The 22,494-nt window shown below is 64.1% G+C and carries 23 protein-coding genes and 1 pseudogene; 9 read left to right on the forward strand and 15 right to left on the reverse strand.

All coding sequences use genetic code 11. The features are described from left to right. Positions 1–84: 84 nt before the first annotated feature. Positions 85–1,281, reverse strand: a pseudogene (locus IVA87_RS22140) (ABC transporter substrate-binding protein). 211 nt (positions 1,282–1,492) lie between these two features. Between IVA87_RS22140 and IVA87_RS22145 the strand changes: the two are divergent. Beyond that, positions 1,493–3,106, forward strand: a complete 1,614-nt coding sequence (locus IVA87_RS22145; RefSeq protein ID WP_247334970.1) for an acyl-CoA synthetase — start codon at positions 1,493–1,495, stop codon at positions 3,104–3,106. A gap of 134 nt (positions 3,107–3,240) precedes the next feature. On the opposite strand, the gene IVA87_RS22150 is transcribed toward IVA87_RS22145, so the two are convergent. Further along, positions 3,241–4,440, reverse strand: a complete 1,200-nt coding sequence (locus IVA87_RS22150; protein WP_247294518.1) for an MFS transporter — start codon at positions 4,438–4,440, stop codon at positions 3,241–3,243. A 185-nt stretch (positions 4,441–4,625) separates the two neighbouring features. Here IVA87_RS22150 and IVA87_RS22155 point away from each other — a divergent pair, with 185 nt between their 5' ends. From IVA87_RS22155 to IVA87_RS22165, 3 genes are all read left to right on the forward strand, one after another. Continuing rightward, positions 4,626–5,429 carry an MBL fold metallo-hydrolase gene (locus tag IVA87_RS22155; RefSeq protein WP_247334972.1) on the forward strand — a complete coding sequence of 268 codons (804 nt, stop codon included), beginning with the start codon at positions 4,626–4,628 and terminating at the stop codon, positions 5,427–5,429. A 155-nt stretch (positions 5,430–5,584) separates the two neighbouring features. Next, the gene (locus IVA87_RS22160) at positions 5,585–6,601 is read left to right on the forward strand and encodes an alpha/beta fold hydrolase (protein WP_247334974.1); all 1,017 of its coding nucleotides are present in this window, start codon (positions 5,585–5,587) and stop codon (positions 6,599–6,601) included. 14 nt (positions 6,602–6,615) lie between these two features. Next, positions 6,616–7,563, forward strand: coding sequence for a fatty acid desaturase (locus IVA87_RS22165; protein ID WP_247334977.1), 948 nt, complete (start codon positions 6,616–6,618; stop codon positions 7,561–7,563). A gap of 61 nt (positions 7,564–7,624) precedes the next feature. Here IVA87_RS22165 and IVA87_RS22170 read toward each other — a convergent pair whose 3' ends face one another. Beyond that, a complete protein-coding gene (locus IVA87_RS22170; protein WP_247294526.1) occupies positions 7,625–7,873 on the reverse strand; it encodes a hypothetical protein in 249 nt (82 codons plus the stop codon). 135 nt (positions 7,874–8,008) lie between these two features. Further along, positions 8,009–8,989: a YafY family protein gene (locus IVA87_RS22175; RefSeq protein ID WP_247294528.1), complete on the reverse strand. Its 981-nt coding sequence runs from the start codon at positions 8,987–8,989 to the stop codon at positions 8,009–8,011. An 89-nt stretch (positions 8,990–9,078) separates the two neighbouring features. On the opposite strand from IVA87_RS22175, the gene IVA87_RS22180 reads away from it, so the two are divergent. After that, positions 9,079–9,723 carry a glutathione S-transferase family protein gene (locus IVA87_RS22180; RefSeq protein ID WP_247294530.1) on the forward strand — a complete coding sequence of 215 codons (645 nt, stop codon included), beginning with the start codon at positions 9,079–9,081 and terminating at the stop codon, positions 9,721–9,723. A gap of 72 nt (positions 9,724–9,795) precedes the next feature. Here the strand turns inward: IVA87_RS22180 and IVA87_RS22185 are convergent, their stop codons facing one another. From IVA87_RS22185 to IVA87_RS22200, 4 genes are all read right to left on the reverse strand, one after another. Beyond that, on the reverse strand, positions 9,796–10,578 hold the full coding sequence (locus IVA87_RS22185) for an enoyl-CoA hydratase/isomerase family protein (protein WP_247294531.1): 783 nt from the start codon (positions 10,576–10,578) through the stop codon (positions 9,796–9,798). Positions 10,579–10,590: 12 nt separating this feature from the next. Then, the gene (locus IVA87_RS22190) at positions 10,591–11,700 is read right to left on the reverse strand and encodes a cyclic nucleotide-gated ion channel (RefSeq protein WP_247294532.1); all 1,110 of its coding nucleotides are present in this window, start codon (positions 11,698–11,700) and stop codon (positions 10,591–10,593) included. Positions 11,701–11,862: 162 nt separating this feature from the next. Further along, positions 11,863–12,081, reverse strand: coding sequence for a hypothetical protein (locus IVA87_RS22195; protein WP_247294533.1), 219 nt, complete (start codon positions 12,079–12,081; stop codon positions 11,863–11,865). Positions 12,082–12,205: 124 nt separating this feature from the next. Beyond that, entirely contained in the window at positions 12,206–13,651 is a 1,446-nt protein-coding gene (locus IVA87_RS22200; RefSeq protein WP_247334979.1) for a TAXI family TRAP transporter solute-binding subunit, read from the reverse strand. Between the two features lie 402 nt (positions 13,652–14,053). Here IVA87_RS22200 and IVA87_RS22205 point away from each other — a divergent pair, with 402 nt between their 5' ends. Together IVA87_RS22205 and IVA87_RS22210 are read left to right on the forward strand one after the other, a co-directional pair. After that, a complete protein-coding gene (locus IVA87_RS22205) occupies positions 14,054–14,401 on the forward strand; it encodes a DUF3307 domain-containing protein (RefSeq protein ID WP_247277938.1) in 348 nt (115 codons plus the stop codon). Between the two features lie 185 nt (positions 14,402–14,586). Next, on the forward strand, positions 14,587–14,997 hold the full coding sequence (locus IVA87_RS22210; protein WP_247294539.1) for a hypothetical protein: 411 nt from the start codon (positions 14,587–14,589) through the stop codon (positions 14,995–14,997). On the opposite strand, the gene IVA87_RS22215 is transcribed toward IVA87_RS22210, so the two are convergent. Beyond that, complete coding sequence (locus tag IVA87_RS22215) at positions 14,994–15,317, reverse strand: YkgJ family cysteine cluster protein (protein ID WP_247294541.1); 324 nt, start codon at positions 15,315–15,317, stop codon at positions 14,994–14,996. The genes IVA87_RS22210 and IVA87_RS22215 overlap by 4 nt on opposite strands. A gap of 5 nt (positions 15,318–15,322) precedes the next feature. Further along, positions 15,323–16,021: a YafY family protein gene (locus IVA87_RS22220; protein WP_091890491.1), complete on the reverse strand. Its 699-nt coding sequence runs from the start codon at positions 16,019–16,021 to the stop codon at positions 15,323–15,325. A gap of 113 nt (positions 16,022–16,134) precedes the next feature. On the opposite strand from IVA87_RS22220, the gene IVA87_RS22225 reads away from it, so the two are divergent. Next, positions 16,135–16,395 carry a hypothetical protein gene (locus tag IVA87_RS22225; RefSeq protein WP_247294543.1) on the forward strand — a complete coding sequence of 87 codons (261 nt, stop codon included), beginning with the start codon at positions 16,135–16,137 and terminating at the stop codon, positions 16,393–16,395. Positions 16,396–16,431: 36 nt separating this feature from the next. Next, positions 16,432–17,160: a glutathione S-transferase family protein gene (locus IVA87_RS22230; RefSeq protein WP_247294544.1), complete on the forward strand. Its 729-nt coding sequence runs from the start codon at positions 16,432–16,434 to the stop codon at positions 17,158–17,160. A gap of 148 nt (positions 17,161–17,308) precedes the next feature. On the opposite strand, the gene IVA87_RS22235 is transcribed toward IVA87_RS22230, so the two are convergent. The 5 genes from IVA87_RS22235 to IVA87_RS22255 all read right to left on the reverse strand — a co-directional run bounded on the left by IVA87_RS22235 (position 17,309) and on the right by IVA87_RS22255 (position 22,457). Then, complete coding sequence (locus IVA87_RS22235) at positions 17,309–18,460, reverse strand: ABC transporter substrate-binding protein (RefSeq protein WP_247294547.1); 1,152 nt, start codon at positions 18,458–18,460, stop codon at positions 17,309–17,311. A gap of 90 nt (positions 18,461–18,550) precedes the next feature. Next, positions 18,551–18,970, reverse strand: a complete 420-nt coding sequence (locus IVA87_RS22240; RefSeq protein WP_247294550.1) for a thioesterase family protein — start codon at positions 18,968–18,970, stop codon at positions 18,551–18,553. Positions 18,971–18,980: 10 nt separating this feature from the next. Continuing rightward, positions 18,981–19,742: an SDR family NAD(P)-dependent oxidoreductase gene (locus IVA87_RS22245; protein WP_247294552.1), complete on the reverse strand. Its 762-nt coding sequence runs from the start codon at positions 19,740–19,742 to the stop codon at positions 18,981–18,983. Positions 19,743–19,767: 25 nt separating this feature from the next. Next, on the reverse strand, positions 19,768–21,651 hold the full coding sequence (locus IVA87_RS22250) for a feruloyl-CoA synthase (RefSeq protein ID WP_247294554.1): 1,884 nt from the start codon (positions 21,649–21,651) through the stop codon (positions 19,768–19,770). Beyond that, on the reverse strand, positions 21,648–22,457 hold the full coding sequence (locus IVA87_RS22255) for a crotonase/enoyl-CoA hydratase family protein (protein ID WP_247294555.1): 810 nt from the start codon (positions 22,455–22,457) through the stop codon (positions 21,648–21,650). The genes IVA87_RS22250 and IVA87_RS22255 overlap by 4 nt, the downstream gene beginning before the upstream one ends. Between the last annotated feature and the right edge of the window lie 37 nt (positions 22,458–22,494).

Consider the following 22,494-nt stretch of genomic DNA (forward strand, 5'->3'; position numbering starts at 1 on the left):
CCGCGACGGCACCGCTGCGGCCGACCTCAGCGTCACTGCGAACGAACTGAGGCCGACCGACGGGTTCTATGCTTGCCGCGAGCCTCACTTCACCAGCGGACAGCCACCGTCCTTCAACGGCCGAAACGCCTGGTCGGTGGGCACCTCGGCCAGCAATTTGTAGTAGTCCCATGGCACCTTCGATTCCTCCGGCTTCTTCACCTGGAACAGGTACATGCTGTGCACCATGCGGCCGTCCTCTCGCAGTACGCCGTTGTCGGTGAAGGCGTCGCGCACCGGCAGCTCGCGCATCTTGGCCATGACCGTCTTGGTGTCCTTCGTGCCCGCGGCCTGCACGGCCTTGAGGTAATGCAGCGTGGCGCTGTAGGTCGCGGCCTGGTTCATCGTCGGCATGCGCTTGACGCGCTCCAGGAAGCGCTTGCCGAAGGCGCGGGTCCTGTCGTTGAGATCCCAGTAATAGGCCTCGGTGACGATCAGCCCCCTGCGCGAGTTTGAGCCCAAGGCTGTGCACGTCGGAGATGAACATCACGCCAGGTTCTGGCCGCCGGCGACGATGCCGAACTCGCCGGCCTGCTTGATCGCGTTGATGGTGTCGCCGCCGCCATTGGCGAGCCCGATGATCTTGGCCTTGGAGGCCTGGGCCTGGAGCAGGAATGACGAGAAGTCCGCGGTGTTGAGCGGATGCTTGACGCTGCCGAGCACCTTGCCGCCAGCCGCCCTCACCACTTCGCCGGTGTCGCGCTCGATGGAATGGCCGAACACGTAGTCCGCGGTGAGAAAGAACCAGCTGTCGCCGCCGTTCTTGACGATGGCGCTGCCGACGGTGTGGGCGTTGGAATAGGTGTCGTAAGTCCAGTGCGCGGTGTAAGGCGAGCAGGATTTCCCGGTGATGTCGGAGCTGGCCGCATCGGTTACGATCATGATCTTTTCGTACTGCTTCGACAGCTCCATCACCGCGAGCGCAGTGGCCGAAGTCGGCAGGTCGATGATCATGTCGACGCCCTCGGTCTCCCACCATTTGCGGGCGATGGTGGAGGCAACGTCGGGCTTGTTGAGCACGTCGGCCGAGACCAGGTCGATCGGCTTGCCGAACATCTGTCCGCCAAAATCCTCGATCGCCATTTTGGTGGCCTCGACGTTCCCCATGCCGCCGATGTCGGAATAGACGGAGGAGAAGTCGGAGAGCACGCCGATCTTGAGCGGTGCCTGCTGGGCAGAAGACGGGCTGGTCGCGAGCACGGCGAGTCCGGCCGCGAAAGCGGCACGCATAATCCGACACATGGCATTTCCTCTGATATTTATAATTGGTGCACCAGCCCAGATTGCCTCTCTGAAGTGCCAATTCTTGCGTAACGGCGCCGCGCTCACCGGCTGAATTGACGCGGGCGATCGCGCCAACTACGGTTTGCGCAAACATGGGAAGCGTGCGCATGCAACCCGCGTGACGACTGTTCGGGCCGGCTCCGCGCAGATCGCAAATCAGGGGACGGAAATGACCAGCGATACCGCAGCCACCATCGCGAAAGCCCGCGAGCATTCCATCGGCGATCTCCTACGTCGGTCGGCAGGCCGCGAGCCGAGCAAGCTCGCGGTGAGCTGCGGCGATGTGAGCTGGAGCTTTGCCGAGATGGACATGATCTGCAACCGGCTCGGCCGCGGCTTGGTCCGTCTCGGCGTCAAAAAAGGCGACCGTCTCGCCGTGCTCTCGCGCAATTCGCACGCCTTCGCGGCGCTTCGCTTTGCCGTGGCACGGATCGGCGCCGTGCTGGTGCCGATCAACTTCATGCTCAATCCGGACGAGATCAACTTCATCCTGAAGAGTTCTGGGGCAAAGCTGCTCGCAACCGGTCCTGATTTCGTCGAGCCAGGGCGCGCGGCCAGCGCCAAGGATTGCGCCGTCGAGAAGATGATCTGGGTGCCGGGCGAGGATCCGGCCACGGCACCTTCGGGCCTCACCACCTTCGATGATATCTTGCATGCCGACGGCTCGTTCCTGGACGCGTCGGTCGACAGCCGCGATCTCGCACAAATCGTCTATACCAGCGGCACGGAATCGCTGCCCAAGGGCGCGATGCTGACCCATGAAGCCGTGATGTGGCAGTATGTTAGCTGCATCATCGACGGCGGCATGAGCGTGGATGACAAGTTCCTGCACGCATTGCCGCTCTATCATTGCGCCCAGCTCGACGTCTTTCTGGGGCCGCAAATCTATCTCGGCGCTTCCGGCGTGATCACGGGCAAGCCGACCGCCGACAACATCCTGGCGCACATCCAGGCGCACAAGATCACCTCGTTCTTCGCGCCGCCGACGATCTGGATCGCGATGCTGCGCTCGCCGAATTTCGACAAGACCGACCTGTCAAGCTTGCAGAAGGGCTATTACGGCGCTTCAATCACGCCGGTGGAGGTGCTGCTCGAACTGCAGCGCCGCCTGCCCAACGTCAGATTCTGGAATTTCTACGGCCAGACCGAGATTGCGCCACTCGCGACCGTGCTGCGACCGGAGGATCAGTTGCGCAAGGCCGGCTCGGCCGGCAAGCCGGTGCTCAACGTCGAGACGCGGGTGGTCAACACTGCCATGGAGGACGTCAAGGTGGGTGAGGTCGGGGAGATCGTGCACCGCTCGCCGCATCTGCTCTCCGGCTATTACAACGATCCGGTGAAGACCGCGGCGGCGTTTTCAGGCGGCTGGTTTCACTCGGGCGATCTCGCGACCGTCGACGACGAGGGCCACATCACCGTGGTCGATCGCGTCAAGGACATGATCAAGACCGGCGGCGAGAACGTCGCAAGCCGCGAGGTCGAGGAAATGGTCTACCGCATCCCCGCTGTGTCCGAGGTCGCCGTCGTCGGCCTGCCCGATCCGCGCTGGATCGAGGCGGTGACCGCGATTATCGTGGTCAAGAACGGCGAGACGCTGGACGAAGAGGCCGTCATCAAGCATTGCGCCGGCCAGATGGCGCATTTCAAGGTGCCCAAGCGCGTCATCTTCGTGGATAGCTTGCCGAAGAATCCGAGCGGCAAGCTGCTCAAGCGGGAGCTGCGCCAGCGCTTCGTCGGCGGCGACACGCTCGACAAGGCGATCCAGAAGAATTTTGGAACATGAACGCGCTTTTCGCCTCTCCATGCGTGCCGGGAGAGCTGGAATTTGAGAGAGAATCCCGGGTGAGGGAGCCCCGCGACTCCACGGTCAGCCTTGGAACAACAGCGTTTCCACATCGTCATTGCGGAGATGCGCCCTCAATACTTCTTCACCGTCGCGGCGAACGCCAGCCACAGCGCCATCGAGGCTAGCCCAAAGCTGCCGAGCAGCAGGAACGTCGGGCCGTAGCCGATCCATTGCGCGATCCAGCCACCGAGCGCGGGACTGAAGCTCGCGCCGACGCCCTGCACCGTGATTACCGCGCCTTGGCCTAGATTGATGCGACCGGTTCCGTTAAGCGACCGCGCGACCATGCCGGGGACGGCAACGGTCTGGAGTCCGGTGCCGATGCCGTCGAGCACCTGCATCGGCACGACGCCCCACCATCCCGTGACGAAGAAAGCGAGCACGCCGCGGATGGGCAGGAACATGAAGGAGATGAGGATCACCGGCCAGTAATTGCGCTTGCTCGCGGCCTTCATCGCGATCAGCGAGGTCACGATCATCACGCCCTGCGCGATCACGACAGTGGTCGCGACGAAGCTCGGGCCATTGGCCTGGCCGTCGGCCACTGCCGCAAGTCCATAGAGTGGCACGATCGCGGCATTGCCGAGATGGAAAAGGGCGAGCGCGAGTGCCAACACGAGCAGCGGCTTGTGCTTGAGCAGCATCGTCATCGCATCCGGCGGAGCTTTGGAATCGTCCTCCTTGCTGCCGCGCGCGGCGCGATCGTCGATCGCCTTGGCAGGAATCATCAGCACGCAGGCGATCGCGATCGCGCCGAATATGGCCGCCAGCACGAACACGGCGACATAGCCGAACTTGTAGCCGAGATAGCCCGACAGCGCGGCGCCGACCATGTTGCCGGCGTGGTTGAATGCCTGATTGCGGCCGTTGAGCGCGTTGAAGCCCTTCTGCTTGGCGATGCCGAGCGTGATGCCTGTCACCGCTGGCACGATCGCGGCGCTCGCCAGCGATTGGGCGACCTGGGAAAAGGTGACGGCCCAGAAATTTTGCGAGATCAGGATGATTGCAGATGCCAGCACCACGCAGATGCCGGGGATGACGACCCACATGCGCTTGTTGCGGCTGGAATCGATTAAGCCGCCGATCGGGGTGGTGATCAACATGCCCGCGACGTTGCCGATCGTCAGTGCAGTGCCGATCAATCCACTCGCCCAGCCGCGCTCCTGGAGGAAGACGCCGACGAACGGCCCGATGCCCGACTGCATGTCGGCCATGAAGAAGTTGAGCGCGAATAGGGGCCAGATACGAGACGGTGAAGGGCGCGATGTCATCGAGACGCTGAACGCAATGCTGCCGATCGAATAGGATCTCGCATGAGGCGGAGGGTTCGGGCCCATAGATGCCCGGGCGGACCAGAACCTAACCTGCGCTCGTCGCGTTGGTTCCGATCGCCCTTGCGATCGCAGGACCGCGACGTCATGTCATACTTGCGACTGTCTCAATCAGGATCTCGGCCATGCCACTCTGGACTTGCGAAACCTGCGGCGCGCAATTTCCGGACAGCGGACGTCCGCCCGCATCCTGTCCGATCTGCGAGGACGAACGGCAGTTTGTGGGCTGGAAAGGGCAAAGTTTCCTGACGCGCGAGGCGCTGGCAGAACGCCACGGCGTCGTCTGGCGCGACGATCTCGGCCTGACCGGCCTCTCGCTCGAGCCGAGCTTCGCTATCGGCCAGCGCGCGCTGCTGGTCCCGCTCAGCGGCGGCTGCATGATGTGGGACTGCATACCGCTGGCAACACCAGAGGCGATTGCGCATGTGCGTTCGCTCGGCGAACTGAAGGCGATCGCGATCTCGCATCCGCATTATTATGGCGCGCTCGCCGACTGGAGCGAGGCGTTCGGCGGCGTGCCGGTCTATCTACACGCAGATGATCGCCAATGGGTGACGCGGCCGCATGCATCGATCGTGCACTGGACCGGCGATTACCACCGCATCTCCGACGACGTGCTGCTGCTGCGCACCGGCGGTCATTTCGCCGGTGCCACCGTGTTGCACTGGCGGCATGGTGCGGACGGCAGGGGCGCGCTGCTCACCGGCGATATCGCGCAGGTGACGATGGATCGCCGGTTCGTCAGCTTCATGTATTCCTACCCCAACTACATGCCGCTCAACGCCGCCGCGGTGCGGCGGATCGCATCTGCCGTCGAGCCGCTCGCCTTCGACCGCATCTATGGCGCCTGGTGGGGCCGCAACGTCGCCGCAGGCGCCAAGGCCGCTTTTGCTGCCTCGGTCGCACGCTATCTGGCGGCCATCGCCTGAGTCACATGCCGGTTTGGGAGCGCTTGCCGCGCCAGAATAACTGTACTATAAGTACATTATTGAGTGCGGGCGCGATGGCGCGCTGGTGGATTCGGCATGATCGGTGCATTGCCAAACGCCGCACGCCTTGCGATGCGTGAGCGGGAGTTTGGCCCATGACGGCAGCGAGCGATTACGAGATATTCGAGGCCGGCGACGTCACGCTCCAGTCCGGCACCGTCTTTCCCGGGCTGAAGCTCGCCTACAAGACTTATGGAACGCTGAGCCGGGCCAGGGACAACGTCATCCTCTACCCGACCTCCTTCAGCGCGCAGCACGTCGACACCGAATGGCTGATCGGGCCCGACGGCGTGCTCGATCCAACACGCTACTTCATCATCATACCGAACCTGTTCGGCAACGGCCTGTCCTCATCGCCGTCGAATACCGCCGCGCCGTTCCCGAAGGTCACCTATCACGACGCGATCTCGGTCCAGCACCGGCTGCTCACCGAATGTTTCGGCATCTCGAAGCTCGCGCTGGTCTATGGCTGGTCGATGGGCGGTATGCAGGCCTATCATTGGGTGGCGCTGCACCCTGATATGGTGGAGCGCGCAGCGATCGTCTGCGGCAGCGCGCGCTGCGCGCCCTATAATCATGTCTTTCTGGAAAGCGTGAAGGCCGCCCTGACCGCCGATCCCGCCTTCCGCGATGGCCGCTTCGTCGAGAAGCCCGTCGCCGGCTACCGCGCGATGGGACGTGTCTATGCCGGCTGGGCGATGTCGCACGGCTTCTATCGCGACGAGATTTGGCGCGACGCCGGTTTCACCTCGCTCGAAGATTATCTCGTGCGTGGCTGGGATGCCGCCTTTGCGCGACGCGACGCCAACGATCTCCTGGCGCAGATCGAGATCTGGCAGAATGGCGATGTCAGCCGCTGCGCCGCATTCGGTGGCGATTTCGGCCGCGCGCTCGCCGCGATCAAGGCACATATGTTGCTGATGCCCGGTGCGACCGATCGCTATTTCGACGTCCGCGACAACGAAGATGAGCTCGGCCGGTTGACCAGCGCGAAATCGGCGGTATTGCATCCGATCCCGTCGCTGCACGGCCATCGCGCCGGCAACCCCGTCAACAATCCGCGCGATCAGGCTTTCATCAAGGCCGAGATCGCAGCGCTTCTCAGCAGGTAGGCAGGCATTCGGACATGGCTGACACAACCGTTTCAGATCCCGGCCATCGCTTGAAACCGCTGACACCGGCGATGCTGCGCCAATTGTCGGTCCGCTCCGACCTCAGGGGCGCGGCGCAGAGCCTCGGTCATTATGGCGCGATCGTGCTGGTGGGCATGCTGATTTGGATGGTCGCATCGCGCCATGGCGTGCTCTGGGCGCTGCCGTTGATGGCTGTGCAGGGCTATATCGTTGCCTTCCTGTTCATGGCGGTGCACGAGACAGCGCACAAGACCGCTTTCAAAAGCCGCGGCCTCAATCTCGCTGTTGGCTATCTCTCGGCTTTCATCATCGGATTGCCTTACGAATATTATTGCCTGTTCCACTGGGATCACCACCGCTACACCCAGGATCCGGACAAAGACCCCGAGCTGATCGTCGGCGTGACGCCGAAATCCGACACCCAGCTCGCGATCGCCTATAGCGGCCTGCTTCAGGTCGCCGGCCGGCTATGGCTGATGCTCGGCCATGCCGTCACCGGCAAGGTCGTCGTGCCCTGGATCCCTGAGAGCAAACGCGCCATCATCGTGGCCGAGGCGCGCGCCTATGTCGCGCTCTACGCGATGTTGCTTGCGCTGTCGCTGTGGCTCTCGTCGGCCATGCTGCTCTGGGTCTGGACCGTCCCGCTCGTGGTCGGGCAGTTGTTCCTGCGGCCCTATCTCTACGCCGAGCATACTGGCTGCGACCGCACCCGCAGCGCCTTCCAGAATACCCGCACGACCTATACCGGCGCGATCGTCAAATGGTTCGCGTGGAATATGCCCTATCATATCGAGCATCACGCCTATCCCTCGATCCCCTTTCATGCGCTGCCGAAGCTGAACGAGATCGTCGATAGCGAGATCGTCCATCGCGGCCGCGGCTACATCAGAACGACGCGCGAGACCTGGGCCTGGTTTCGTCGGCAGCGGCAGCTTGGCTAGCTAGCTCAACGCAAAGGCCCCGATCGCGGAGCGATCGGGGCTCTGTCGACGATGCGAGGTATCAGTAGATCCCGTAGGCGCAGACATTCACGACGCGCACGCGCAGGCCGTGACGGGTCTGGATGAGGCGCTCCTGGTAACAGTTGCTGACGCCGGTGTTGACGTAGACGCCGCCAAAGCCCCAGCCGGGACCCCAATGGTGATGGCCCCAATGGTGATGGAAGCCGCCGGCCGAGGCGGCGGTGGGGGCGAGCGCGGCAACGCCGAGCGAGCCGGCAGCGATCAGACCAAGTGCAAGCTTACGAAACATCTTCATTCTCCATTTGGCGCAGTGCCATTGTTGTGTCCCTGCATCTCGGTCGGACCGAGACGCGAATGCGTTCATGGCGTTGGCTGAGAATCGTGTTTCAGGATTGTTTCGTGCGCCGCGACAATAGTGCCGCCGTCAGGCTTTCCGCGTCACGTGATAGCGTGCGGCCATCGCCTGCGTCAGCTCGATCATCTTGTCGCGGAGATCGGCGGGCTCCAGCACTTCGGCCTCGGGGCCCAACCGCAGCAGTTCGGCCGCGGCATGCCATGACGTCTTGCCGACCGGGACCCTGGCGATGCGCCAGCCGTCTGCGTCGGCGGTAGCTTCAAGCTGCGTGCGTGCCTTGACGTAAGGCTGGCTCAACGCGTCCAGCAGCTTGACGCCGAATGGCGACAGCCGGACGATCGCCACATTGGGGTGCATCTCGGCCTCGAGACGAAGTGTCGCGGCCTGCCAGTAAGAAGCGAGATCGAACCCGGCGGGACGATCGAAGCGATCGTCGAGCGCCGTGCAGTCGAGCACCCGCGCAACGCGGTAGGTGCGCACATTGCCGTCGACTTGCCCTGCGAGATACCAGCTGCCGCCCTTCAGCACGAGGCCGAGCGGAGCGACGCGGCGCTGCTTCTCAGCGCGCCAGCTCTGGTAGCGGATCTTGATCAGCGTCCCGCGCAAAGCTGCGCCAGCGATGGTGCGCAGATGCTTTGGCTCTTCGGCCTCGCCGAACCAGCCCGGCGCGTCCAGGTGAAATCGCTCCTGCATCCGTCCGGCGTCCTCGCGCAGATTCGCGGGCAGCGCCGCCATCAACTTGTTCTGCGCGGCGATCATCGCGGCGTCGAGCCCGAGCGCCGCGGCCGGGCCCGGCAATCCCGCCAGGAACAGCGCGCCTGCCTCGCTTTGCGACAGTCCGTTCAGCCGCACGCGATAGCCGTCGAGCAGGCGATAGCCGCCCTCGGCGCCGCGGTCGGCGTAGACAGGCACGCCGGACGCAGCGAGCGCATCGATGTCGCGATAGATCGTGCGCACCGACACCTCGCAGGCTTCCGCCAGCTCGGGCGCGGTGACCTGCCCCTTGGCCTGGAGGGTGGTGAGGATCGACAACATCCGGCTCGCGCGCATGATCTCCTTAGATCATACCTGACACAAGATGTCAGGTATGCTCCGCTACAAGCTGCACTATAGCCAAAAGGCCAGATGGGAGACCCGCCATGACCGATCCGAACCGCATCACGCTGTATTATTCGCCCCAGAGCCGCGCCACCGGCACGCGGGTGCTGCTGGAGGAGTTGGGTGCCCCCTATGATCTCCATGTCCTCAACATGAAGGCCGGCGAGCAGCGCAAGCCCGCCTATCTCGCCATCAACCCGCTCGGCAAGGTGCCCGCGGTCCGCCACGGCGAGGCGCTTGTGACCGAGCAGGTCGCCATCACCATCTATCTCGCCGATCTCTTCCCGCAGGCGGGGCTGACGCCCGCGTTGAACGATCCGCTGCGCGGGCCCTACCTGCGCTGGATTGCCTATTACGGCTCATCCTTCGAACCGGCCCTCATCGACAAGTTCATGCAGCGCGAGCCGGCGCCGATCACGCAATCGCCCTATGCCGATTACGACACCATGCTGGGCGCCCTCGAGACGCAGCTGGCGAAGGGGCCGTATCTGCTCGGCGAGCGCATGACGGCGGCGGACGTGCTGTGGGGCGTCGCGTTAAGCTGGACCATGATGTTCGGTATCGTGCCGAAGAAGGACGTTTTCGTCCGCTATGCCGAGCGCATGACATCGCGGCCTGCGTTCCAGCGCATCAATGCGGCGGATGAGGAGATGGCCGCGCAGCATGCGGCGGCCGCTGGAGGGTGATGGGTCGCGCGCCCGCGGCGCGCTGGTCGGGACGACGATGCAATATGGGGCGGCATCGTCGGCCACAAGCTCTCAAAACCGCGGCGGCCGCTTCTCCGCGAACGCCTTGATGCCTTCCTTGATCTCGTCGCCGCGCATACTGTCGCGGTGACGCTGGTCGGCGGCGGCTTCGTCCAGCTCCCCGCGGGCGAATTCGTTGATGGCGCGCTTCATGCCGCGCATCGCCTGCGGCGCGTTGCCGGCGAGGATAGTGGCGAGCCTGTCGACCTCCTCGTCCAGGAATTCCAGCGGCTCCATGGCAGTGAGATAGCCGATGCGCAGCATTTCGGGAGCGCTGATCTTCTGCGCGGTCAGAAACAGTTTCTTGGCATTGTCGACGCCGAGCCGGGTCACGTAGCGTTTGATGCCGCTCGGGTAATAATGCAGCCCGAGCCGCGCCGCCGGCATGAACATCTCGGCGGTGTCGACGCCGATGCGGAAATCGCAGGCCAGCGCGAGGTCGGTCGAGCCGCCATAGACGCCGCCGTTGAGCCGGCAGATCGTCGGTACGCCCAAATCCTCGAGCCGATTGACGACCGCCTCGAAAGCCGAGCCCGCGCTCTGCTGCTCCTGGGCGCTGACAGCGCGTTCCGCCACCGAATTGAGATCGTAGCCCGCGGAGAAGGCGCGCCCGGTGCCGGTGAGCACCAGCACGCGGATCTCAGGATCGCTCTCGATTCGGTCGAACAATTTGACCAGTTCGCCAAGATCCTCCGCCTGGAGCCGGTTGAGATGCTTTGGTCTATTGAGGCGGATCGTGGCGCGTGCGCCAGTGATTTCGAGCACGGGGCTGGTCGCGTCGGCTGCGTCCGACATTCTTGTCTCCATTCATGTGTTTTCGAGCGCGCGCCGCTTCGCCTCGGCGTCGATGGTCTTGGCGAGCTCGGGATGCCGCGCCATCAGCACGCGGAAATCGACGAGGTCGAGCACCAACAGCCGCGACACTTTCGTGGTCGAGACATTGGCGCCGCGCTTGTTGTTGCCGAGCAGCGCCATCTCACCGAAGAAGGCACCCTCGCCGAGCTGCACCTTCTTGCCGGGCAGGTCGACCTCGACCTCGCCGGCGGCGATGAAATACATGCAGTCGCCTTGCGTGTCCTTGCGGATGACTACGGTGCGTGCTGGCAGCTCCATGGTACGCAGCATGTGGGTGACGTCGGCGATGGCCGCAGGCCCGAGCGCCGCGAAGAACGGCACCTTGCTGACGGATTCCCAGGTCTTGAGGAAATTGTCGCGCCTGGTCTCCGCGGCAAAGCCGGTCGCCAGAATACCGGTCCATAGCCCGAACACGCCGAGGCCGGAGATCATGACCAGCGCCGCCACCATGCGTCCGAGTGGAGTGATCGGCACGACGTCGCCATAGCCCGTCGTCGTCAGTGTGGCGACGGCCCACCATAGCGCGGCAGGGACGCTGCCAAACGTCTGCGGCTGCACGTCCCGTTCCAGGAAATATTCGGCGACCGAGGCGAGGAAGATCACCATCAAGAAGATCACGAGCACGCTGATCAGCGGTCCCGATTCCAGCACCAGCACGCGGCGCAGCTGCCGCAAGCCCGGAATGCCCGGCACCACCTTCAGCACCCAGAGCACGCTGAGCAGCCATGCCGTCTTCGGCTCGACGCCGAGAACCAGCGCAGTCGGCACGGCCAGCGCTCCGACCGCGTCGACGATGCCGGCCGAGGACGACATGTAGAGCGAAAGCCGCCCCTGCCGCGCCATATGGCGCAGCCGGACCAGCCACTCGAATACGAAATAGAGGAGGCAGGCCCACAGCAGGATATCGACCCAGCGGCGCGACGCCTCATAAGCCGGATTGACCGTCAGCAGCACCATGCCGAGCACGCCAACGCCGACGGCCACATAGGCCGCCTTGGTCATGTTGCGGCCGGCCGTGGCGGCCGCGAACTGGGCCAGAGCGGAGATCAGCGGCTTGGACATGGGGAAGGCGGCTCGGTTCTGGCTCGTGGTCCCGGCTGGGACTTCAGGACCAAAGTGCCCGCCCGGGCCTAGGCCGTCAACGACGGCCTCGGGCCGCAGCGTCGTCGGGGGCGGACACTGAGGGCAGGCAAGGTGCCTGGCGGAGCGCCAAGCCGAGAGACGCTACCTGAAATGCGGTGGCTCGTCGTAGCCGCGGCGGCTGCTGAAAAACAGCAGCACCATCAGGCCAATGCCGACGACGACGGAAAATCCGGCCCCCAGCGCGAGGGCCCAATAGCCTTCCGCCGGGATCGGCTCGCCTTCGACCGCCATGGCGGAATAGGCGAAATAGCCAACCGCCGCCAGCATTCCCAGCAGGAAGATGACGAGGAGTGTACGCATGGCGCGTTCTCCGGTTGCAATCCGGGAGCCAACGGTTGTGGCTGGTGACGGTTCCTGAGTTCCTGCCGTCGATCTCCCGGGCAGGACGTCCGTCAGCCCGAGCTGAGGGCATCAAACCCGCGGATCAGGCGCTCTGGGCAGTCTTGACCACCACGACATTGCTATCGTCGTGCTGGGGCGAGCCGGCATCGCGGGCGGCCTGTTCATTCTCACTGGCATGACGTTTCAGATAGTCGCGGCGCATCCCGATCTCGTCGCGGACGAGCTCATAGCCGAGCTTGAAGGTATCGAGCCCGTCGGTGCTGATCGTACCGTCTCTGAGTCCAATGACGGCCCCGCGCAAGATGCTCTCCAACTCATCCTGGAGGCACTCGAGCTGATCCAGCGAATGGGCGTGCTCGATCCGCTCGCCGATGTCGAGAATGGCGGTGGAGAGCTCGCTGGCCTTCTCCGGCGCGATCCTCGTGATCTTGGCGTAGATCGCAGCGAAGATCGAGCCGATGATGCTGAACGCGGCGGCGCCCAGATACAGCAGGTCGCTGTACTTATCCATGAACGACTTGGTGTCGTCGTTGATGTAATCGGCGGCGCCCCGATGCGCGATCACGAAGGCATCCTTCTCGACAGAGGCCGGCTCTATCCTGGTGGCAAAGCCGTTGTCGAGCCCGAGCGCGGATTTGTTCTCGTAGACGATGCGCGCGAGCTCGCCTGCGGTGGTCGGCGACATCCTCGATTGTGCGACCAGGAGCCATTCGAGCCCGATGGTGTCGAGATCGTCCTCGGGAATTTGCGGGGATGTCGATAACGTGCCCGCTGTCAGCGTCTCGTCGGAAATGCCCGGGAATTTGCGCGCCAGGGCCTTGGCCTCATCGATCGCGTTGAGCGTGAAGCCGCCGCGCTTGGCGACCTGCTGATAGGACTTGTCCCTGACAGCTCTGGAGGCGTGGACGATGGCAATCACCGCGCCAAAGCCATTTGCCGGGGCAAACAGCTTGTCGAACGTTGCGCCCTGCGGCGCCATCTGGATTTTCGTGGCATCGGGGCCGTCGGGGACGTCGAGAACACTGCGGACGAAGGCGAGCGAGGATTCGTTCTCGGCGAGGACCGCGACCTTCTTCTTTTTCAACTCGGCGAGCGACTTGATCTTCTTGTTGCCGGGACCAAGCAGGAGCACGAGATCGTGCTCGAGGACCGCAAGCGTGCGCGCCCGCAGCGGCACTTTTGCGTCCGTGCGCAGCACGGCGAGGTCGGCCTGCTTGCGGTCGAACTGTGCGATCGCCTTGCCGTTGTCCGCATTGTTGGCAATCTTGATCCGAAAGCGCGAGGCGTTGTTCTTCAGGAGAGCGGCGAGCTTGGCCGCGAACAGCGCCTCGTCGCTATTGGGCCCGCCGACGGCAAAGGTCAGCGTTTCCGAATTGTGCACCAACGTGCGGCCGGCCCAGACGGTGGCAAGCGACAGCAGCAGAGTCAGCACGACGTAGAGGAAAACCTGCTGCTGGTTGGTCTTGATCACTTTGGGGCGCCGGGGCGGAGGCTCGATCGGTGATGCGGTGGGGCCTTCAGCACTCATGGCAGCACTCTGGCCTTATTCTTTGGCTGGCGGCGGCGCGTGGACGGGAAGCGCAGCGGGCGCTTGTAATTCGTAAACGCCTGAAAAAAGAACGTATTTCTCTACCGGTGATGATAGCGCCAAGGTCGCGGAATGCAAATTTCGAGCCGTAGGTAACCTTACTCGGCGCCACCGCGGCGATTGGTCATCCTATCACCAGTTAGCCACAGTTGATGATTTTCCGGTTCCCCCCGGCTGCATTCCGCCGCGGGAGATGTCATAAATCACAGGTCCCGGCCGTTTGACCGGTCCAAGAAGAAGTTGCGCTGAACGCTCCAATTTTTCTTGTCACGTCATGAGGGCGTCAGCTTGTCGTTTCCACCCATGTCATCGGCGGTTCCGGTTGAAGCGCTCATTGGCTGGATGCTGCTGCTCACCTTCAAGCACATCATCGCCGATTTCGTCCTCCAGACCGCCTGGATGGCGCAGGGTAAGGATCAGAAGCACGGCTGGGCCCTGCCGCTTTTGGTGCACTGCCTCGTTCACCTTGCGGTTGCGTTGCCGCTGATCCTGATCGTGGCCCCGAAATTCTGGTTCGTGGCATTCATCGATTTCGTGATCCACATCACGATCGACCGCGCCAAGGGATTGGTCTCGGCCAATTTCGGTGTCGACATGGCGCACCCCTGGTTCTGGACCCTGATCGGCGTCGATCAGGCACTGCATCACCTCACCGGCTTCGGCCTCTCCATCTTCATGGCGGCGAACTGAGCCCGGGCTAGCGCGATGCGGGGCAATTCCTGACCGGCATAAAGGCGCGGCCAGAGCGCTGTGGCGGCAGTCGCGTCCCGCGATTCGCGGCCAGGGCGCAAGGACCCCGGGTGACTACCGGGCGGCGTGGTTAACCTTTCGTTAGAGAATTGCGCGGCATCTTCCGTACACGAGGGAGAACTGCAATGTTTTCAAGCCGCGACACCTTTGAAAGCGATTTCTGCCCGGTCCGCGACGAGCTCCTTGGCGAGATGTACCGCGCCAGCGAGAGTGGCCTGCCAAGGTTGGTCGAGAGTGTTGCCCCTGACGCGCGCGCCAGGCTGGCGCTGTTCTGCTATCGCCGCAGCCATCTGCATCCGCTGGCGCTCGCGATCGCCGCAAGCTGTAGCGAGCGCGACCTGATCGAGAACGGCGGCCGCGTCGGTTCGACGCTCTATGCGCTGTCGCGCGCAGGCGCTGCGAAATCCTCGCCGTCGCTCTCGGGCGGGCGCAAGCCGATCACGCTGTCGACCAAGCCGCTCTCGGTGCTGGCCCCGCTCGAGGACGAGCTCGACGACGAGATCAGCGGCGAGATCGGCGTAGCCGTTCCGGCTTAGACGGCCTCTAGCGCCGGGAGCCCGAATTTCCGCCGCGCCATCGTGCATTCGGCGTCACCCGGCATGCAGGTGCGGCACACCTCCGGCCGCACCGCGTAGATGCCGCATGCCGTCGTCGTGCCGATCTCTCCCTTTAACGCCGAGCAGCGATCGCCCTCGCAGCGCATCCCGGATTGGCGCGCGTTGACGAGCGCCTCCGGGATAGCTGCAAGCTCTTCGTCGCTCTCGATCGAGAAGCGCGGCCAGTTCGCCGAATAGCCGCAGCAGGCACCGCAACTCTGGCAACAGCTCGACGGATCGAGCGGCGAGATCTGTTCCATCGTGGTCACGTGTCCTTTGGCGGACCCCAGACCAGGCTCTGCCGCCATCTTGCGCGCAGCACGTCGCGCCGCTCCGGATATTTTTCGTCGAGATAGGTCGCCTCCACCACGCGGTCGGTGCGGAAGCTGCGGAAGTCGCTGCGCAGCTCGCACCAAGCCGCGAGCAGGCGCACGGCTTCGAGATAGCCGACCGAAATCGGCCAGATCATGCGCTCGCTGGCGCGGCCCTGCTCGTCGCGATAGCGCAACATAATCTTCTTGCCTTCGTGGATCTGCGTGCGCGTGCGCGCCATGTCGAGGCGGTCCGGCTCCCTGTTCCAGCTTGGCCGCGCGCGGCTCGCCGGCTCCAGCACGAAGGGACGCAGGCGCTCGGGGACGGTGTCGGCGATCTTGGCCATCAAATCTTCGGCGGCGCGCGCCAGCGCGGAATCGGCATGGCCCGCGACCCATTGCGCGCCCAGCACTGCTGCCTCGATCTCGTCGGGCGTCAGCATCAGCGGCGGCAGGTCGAAACCCTTTTCCAGGATGTAGCCCATGCCGGCTTCGCCGCGAATCGGGACGCGCTGGCCGATCAGCGTTGCGATGTCGCGATAGATGGTGCGCTTCGAAGTCTCGAGCTCGGCCGCGATCGCGTCCGCCGTCAGCGGTTTACGCGTACGCCTCAGCACCTGGATGATCTGAAACAGCCGGTCGGCACGTCTCATGACTGGTCTCTTGTTCGTGGTCTTTTCAAAAGGCGGCGCGCGGCTGCTGACAGGATGTTGGCAGCAGGGGAGTTCTATACCGGGACAACACGTCGACTGAAGAGGATTTGTCCATGATCATTCCAACCCATTTCGGCTCGGCCGGTCCGCTGTGGCGCGCCCAGATGTGGCAGGCCCGGGGGCTTCGCCGCCTCGTCTCGTTCGATCTCATGGCTGCTGACCTCCGATTTGCGTTCGCAAGCGTGGTGGCACGCTCGCTGATCCAGGCTGCGGACGCGCTCGTCCACCACGTCATGGCCCGCGCCTGGCAGGGGGCCCGTTTTGCAGAAGATATCACGGCTGCTGCCACCATGGTGGCAGCAGCCGGCAGATAGGTTCCGGCAGTTTTCGGTAGGTTCAGGAGAGGTTTCATGATCACGCTTTACGGCTTTGGCACCGGCTTCGGCCTGCCGGAAATCAGCCCCTTCGTCACCAAGACGGAGGTGCAGCTCAAGATGGCGGGGCTGCCCTACCGGAAGGAGCGCGCGATGCCGCCCGCTTCGCCCAAGGGGCAGCTGCCCTTCATCGACGACGGCGGCGAGGCGGTGGCCGATTCCACCTTCATCCGCGCCCATATCGAGCGGCGCTACGGCTTCGATTTCGACGCCGGCCTGTCGCTGACCGAGCGCGCACAGGCCTGGGCGTTCGAGCGGATGATCGAGCACCACGTCTATTGGGCACTGGTCGGGGCGCGTTGGGTCGATCCGGTCAATTTCGCCAAGGGCCCGTCGCATTTTTTCGACGGCGCGCCCGAGCACAACCGTGAGAAGCTGCGCGAGGACGCGCAATTCCGTGTTGCCGAGAATTATCTGCTCTCCGGGTTGGGCCGCCATGCGCCCGACGACGATGTCGATCTCGCCGTGCGCTCGCTGTTCGCGCTCTCGGTGCAGCTCGGCGACAAGTCGTATCTGATGGGCAGCAGGCCCTGCGGTGTCGATGCCACCGCTTTCGGCGCACTTGCCGGGATCCTGACGCCGTTCTTCGAATCGGCCTTGCGCAAGCGCGCCGAGGGATTTCCGAACCTCACCGCCTATGTCGACCGCATGATGGACACGTATTATCCGGAGTTCGCCTGGACCCCGCTGCGGCAGGCGGCTTGAGACGCAATTCGCGTCCACCGCTCGCTGCACCTCTCCCGCTTGTTTGGGGGAGGTGGTCGGCGCGAAGCGCCGGGTGAGGGTCTCAACCGTAAAACGGAAGAGCCGGCCCATCGGGCCGGCTCTTCTCTTTGGGAAACCTTCGCCGTGGCTACTTCACCAGCGAGTACTTGCCGTTCTTCACCGTGAGCAGGATGCGCGAGCGGTCGTCGAGGCCGTAGCGGTCCTTTTCGGTGAAGTTGTAGACGCCCTGGCTTGCCGCCAATTCCTTCTCCGTCAGCAAGGCCTGACGAATCGCTTCGCGGAATTCCGGCGTACCGGGCTTGGCCGTCTTCAATGCCGCCGGAATGATACGCTTGAGGATCTCGAACGCATCGTAGGAATGGCCGGCGAACTGGCTGCGGCTGTTCGGACCATACTTGGCTTCATAGGCCGAGTTGAGTGCGAGTCCCGGCTTCTTGGTCAGCGCGGTGTCCGGTTGATCTTCCGGGTCCATCACCGGACCCGAGGCCATCAGCACGCCCTCGGCCGCTTTGCCGGCGATGCGGATGAAGTCCATGCTGGCCGCGCCATGGGTCTGGTAGATCAGGCCCTGATAGCCGCGCTCGCGCAGCTCGGTCTGCGGCAGCGCGGCCGCGGTGCCGGAGGCGCCGACCAGGATCGCGTCGGGATTGGCGGCGACGAGCTTCAGCACCTGACCGGTCACCGAGGTGTCGGGACGGGCGAAGCGCTCCTCGTCGACGATGGTGATGCCCATCGGCACGGCCTGGGCCTTGAGGTCGTTGAACCAGAGGTCGCCATAGGAGTCGGAATAGCCGATATAGCCGAGGGTCTTCACGCCCTTGGCCTTCATGTGGTCGTACAGCACCTTGCCCACGATCGGGATCGGCTGCGGCATCGCCACCGACCATTTCATGCGCTCCGGCGTAATCGGGAAAGGCGCGAGGCCGAAATGCGGAATGCCGGCCTCGTTGGCGACGTTGGAGACCGCGATGGTCGGCGGCGTCAGCGCCGAGCCCATGATGATGTCGGCCTTGGATTCGGTCACGAAGCGGCGGGCGTTGGTGGTCGCGGTGGTGGGATCGCCGCCATCATCGAGCACGATCACTTTCAGCGGCACGCCGCCGATCTCCTTCGGCACGAATTCCAGCGCGTTGCGTTCGGGAATGCCGAGCGCAGCGCCCGGGCCGGTCGTGGTGGTGGTGATGCCGATGGTGATCTCGCTGGTCTGAGCCAGCGCGGGCAGGGCCGGCAGCGCCAGCGCGGCCGCGGTGACGACAGCGGTCAGGTAAAAGCGTTTCATCTATTCCTCCCTTTACGTTCTTCTTTGAAAGCAGAAATCGGGGGGTAATTCAGCCCCCTCTTTTGGTGATGCGGCGATTAGCTCCGGGCTCTAACTCCCCGTGAATTTGGCTACCATTTCCGCGGGGAACGGTGCCGATTTCAGCTTGTCGAGGTTAACGGGATCGCGCCCGACCAGGACGCGGGTCTCGAATCCCTCGAGCGCCAGCGCGTCACCCTTGTAGACGTTGTGCTTCACCTCGAAGCTCGAGCGCTTGATGCTCTCGATTCTGGTCTCGATCGTGATCCAGTCGCCGTAGGTCGAGGGGATGTAAAACTTGGCCCGCGTGTCGACCATGGGAATCCCCACCAGGCCGTATTTGCGGACTAGATCCTGTTTGGAGAATCCAGCGACCTCGAACAGGGTCGACGTCGAATCGTCGAACATCGCGAAATAACGCGGGTAGTAGACGATATTGGCGGGGTCGCAATCGCCCCACTGGATCTGGACGTCGCGCCTGTTCACGAACATGCGACGCGCCTTATTTCGGCGCCATGCGCAGCGAGCCGTCGAGGCGCACCACTTCGCCGTTCAGATAGGCATTCTCGACCATGTGCAGCGCGAGCGCGGCGAACTCGTCGGCGTTGCCAAGCCGGCGAGGGAAGGGGATCGCGGCGGCGAGCGAATCCTGGGCTTCCTGCGGCAGGTTGGCGAGCAGGGGCGTGAGGAACAGGCCCGGCGCGATCGTCAACACGCGGACGCCGAATTGTGCGAGCTCGCGCGCGATCGGCAGCGTCATGCCGACGATGCCGCCCTTCGAGGCCGAATAGGCGGATTGGCCGATCTGGCCATCATAGGCGGCAACCGAGGCGGTGTTGATGATGACGCCGCGCTCGCCGGTTGCCTGCGGTTCGAGCTTGGACATTTCGGCGGCGGCAAGGCGCAGCATGTTGAAGGTGCCGATCAGATTGACCTTGATCACCTTGTCGAAATCAGCGAGCGCCATCGGACCGTCGCGGCCGACCACGCGTTTTGCAACGCCGATGCCGGCGCAATTGACCAGCACGCGGGCTGGGCCGTGGGCCTTGATCGCCTGCGCGATGGCGGCTTCAGCCGAGGCGGCATCGGAAACATCGCAGGTCACGGCCACACCCTTGATCTCGGCGGCAACCGTCTCCGCGAGCTTGGCATTGAGGTCGCACACCGCGACCTTGGCGCCCTGCGCCGCCAGTTTTCGCGCGGTCGCCGCGCCCAATCCCGATGCGCCGCCGGTGACGATGGCTGGCTGATCCTTCAACAACATGGCGTTCTCCTAGAGCGATGGTTTCTTACCCGACCGATATCACACGGTCGAATGGATTGGCAGCATAGAGCTCGTCGATCAATGCAGCGCGATGCTCGAGCACGGCGCGCTGGTTGATCGAGCCCTTGTCGGTGACCTCGCCCTTGTCGATCGAGAGCGGCGTGTCCATCAGGATCGCGCGCGTGATCCGTGTGGACGAGCCGGTCGCCGAAGACAGGAAACCGGTCAGGCGTTCGCGGAACGCCTCGCGCACGAGCCGGTCGCGCGCAGCGACGACGAGATCGTCGGCGGGCAGCGTCGGATTGATCAGCCGGCAACCGTCGAGGTCGAGCACCACGAGCGCAGAGATCTCGTCACGGTTGATGCCGGCGATGACGACATCGCGCACCAGCGGCGCGCAGGCCGCAACGAAGCGCGCGCGCAAGGGGCCGACGCTGACCCAGGTGCCGCTGGCGAGCTTGAAGTCTTCACTGACGCGCCCGTCGAAGTCGAAGCCGGCGTTGAGATCGTTGGGATCGGCGGGCTTGAGCGCGTCGCCCAGCTTGTAAAATCCTTCCTCGTCGAACGACTTCGCGCTGATGTCGGGCTGGCGCCAGTAGCCGGGCATCACGTTCGGCCCCTTGGCGCGGACCTCGAGCTTGCCGTTGTTCGGCACCAGTTTTGCGTCATTGCCTGACACCGGGAGCCCGACATGGCCGGAGCGGCTGGTGCGCGGATTGACGGACATGAAGAACGGCGCGGTCTCGGTGGCACCTAAGCCGGTCAGCATCGGCACGCGATAGCCCTTCTCCTTCACCGCGAGCTCGTCGAGGCTGTTCCAGACGAAGGGCGACAGCGCCGCGCCCGAGAAGAACATCGCATGCAGCCGGTCGAAAAACTTTGCGCGCAGGCCCTGGTCGTCGCGCAAATACGGCAGCAGCGATTCGTAGCCTTTGGGTACGTTGAAATAGACCGTCGGCGAAATCTCCTGGAGATTGCGCACCGTTTCCTCGATGCCGCCGGGCACCGGCTTGCCGGCGTCCAGATACATCGAGCCGCCGTTGTAGAGCGTCAGCCCGATATTGTGGTTGCCGCCAAAAGTGTGATTCCAGGGCAGCCAGTCGACGATGACGGGCGGCTCGTCCTTGAGGAAGGCGAGCGTCTCGCGCAGCATCACCTGGTTGGCGCAGATCATGCGCTGGGTGTTGATGACGGCCTTGGGATTGCCGGTCGAGCCCGATGTCAGCAGGAACTTTGCGATCGTGTCGGGGCCGATCCTGCCGTGGACGCCGTCGAGATCGCTGCGGATCGGCGTCGCCATGAGGTCGGCGAGGAGGGTGACGTCGCGGCCCGGCACCTTGCCATAGGACGCGGCGATCTCGGTGCCGAGCGAGACATTGGCGGCGAGCGCACCGGCGAACTTGTCGGCATCCTCCGCGAAGACAAGGCCGGGCGTCAGCAGCTTCATCAGGTAGGACAGCTTGCCGTAGTCCTTTGACACCAGCGAGTAGGCCGGCGACACCGGGCAGAACGGAATGCCGGCATAGAACGCGCCGAAGGCGAGCAGTGCGTGATCGATCGAATTGCCGGAGAGAATGACGACTGGCCGCTCCGCCGACAGGCCGCGCGCGATCAGGCTTGATGCGATGTGCCGGCTCGCCGTGAGCAGCTCGGCATAGGTGATCTTGCGCCATCCGCGGCCGCCTTCGCGCTCGGCCATGAAGACGCGGTCGGGCGTCGTGTTCGCCCAATGATGCAGGCGGTCGGTGATGCGAAGGGGATAGTCGCCGAGCGGCTGCTTTGGCCTGAGATAGATCGTGCCGTCGTCGCGGCGTTCGATATCGACGAGGGGATCGCCGAACGAGATGGGCCGCAGCGGGAAAGTGCTCGCGCCGCGCTCCATGCTGGAAGAGGACGGCTGCGCGCTCATGACTTCGGCTTCACTTTTGCGGTCTTGTGTTCGAGGAACTCGCGGATCCTGCGCTTGGCCTCCTTGTCGCTCTGCGCGACGGTCGCCATCAGGGATTCCATGAGCAGGCCGGTCTGCGGATTGGCCTCCGCGATCATCGGCAGTGCCTGGAGCACGGCAAAATTCGTCAGCGGCGCGTTGGAGGCCACCTTGGTCGCAAGCTCCAACGCCTTGCCGAGTCCGTTACCGGCATCCGTCAGATATTGCGCAAAGCCGTAGGAGGCGCCTTCGGTCGCGCTATAGACCCGGCCGGTCAGCATCATGTCCATCATCCTGGCGACGCCGATCAGCCGCGGCAGGCGCACCGAGCCGCCACCACCGACGAAGATGCCGCGCTGCCCCTCCGGCAGCGCGAAATAGGTCGAGGGCTCGGCGACGCGGATATGCGCGGCGCAGGCGAGCTCCAGCCCGCCGCCGATCACGGCGCCGCTGAGCGCGGCGATCACGGGCACGCGGCTATACTGGATGCGGTCGAACACCCGGTGCCACATCTGGGAATGGAGCAGGCCGCCGGTCGCGTCGTGCTCGGTCAGCTCGGACAGGTCGAGACCGCTGGAGAAATGGTCACCGATGCCGTGAATGACGACCGCGCCGATATCGTCGGGCAGGGACGCAAAACACTCGCCGATTTCCAGGATGATGCCGTCATTGAGCGCATTGCGCTTGGCCGGCCGGTTCAGACCCACGGTCAGAATCCGGTCCGCCCGCTCGATCCTCAACAGCCCGGAGGCGCCCGCCTTCGCGGTCTCGGCGTTTCCCTGTGTCATTTGCGTCCTTGTCAGAATAGTTATGTTGTATAACGAA

Origin of the sequence: Bradyrhizobium sp. 147 (genome assembly GCF_023073935.1) — a bacterium.
Taxonomy (GTDB): domain Bacteria; phylum Pseudomonadota; class Alphaproteobacteria; order Rhizobiales; family Xanthobacteraceae; genus Bradyrhizobium.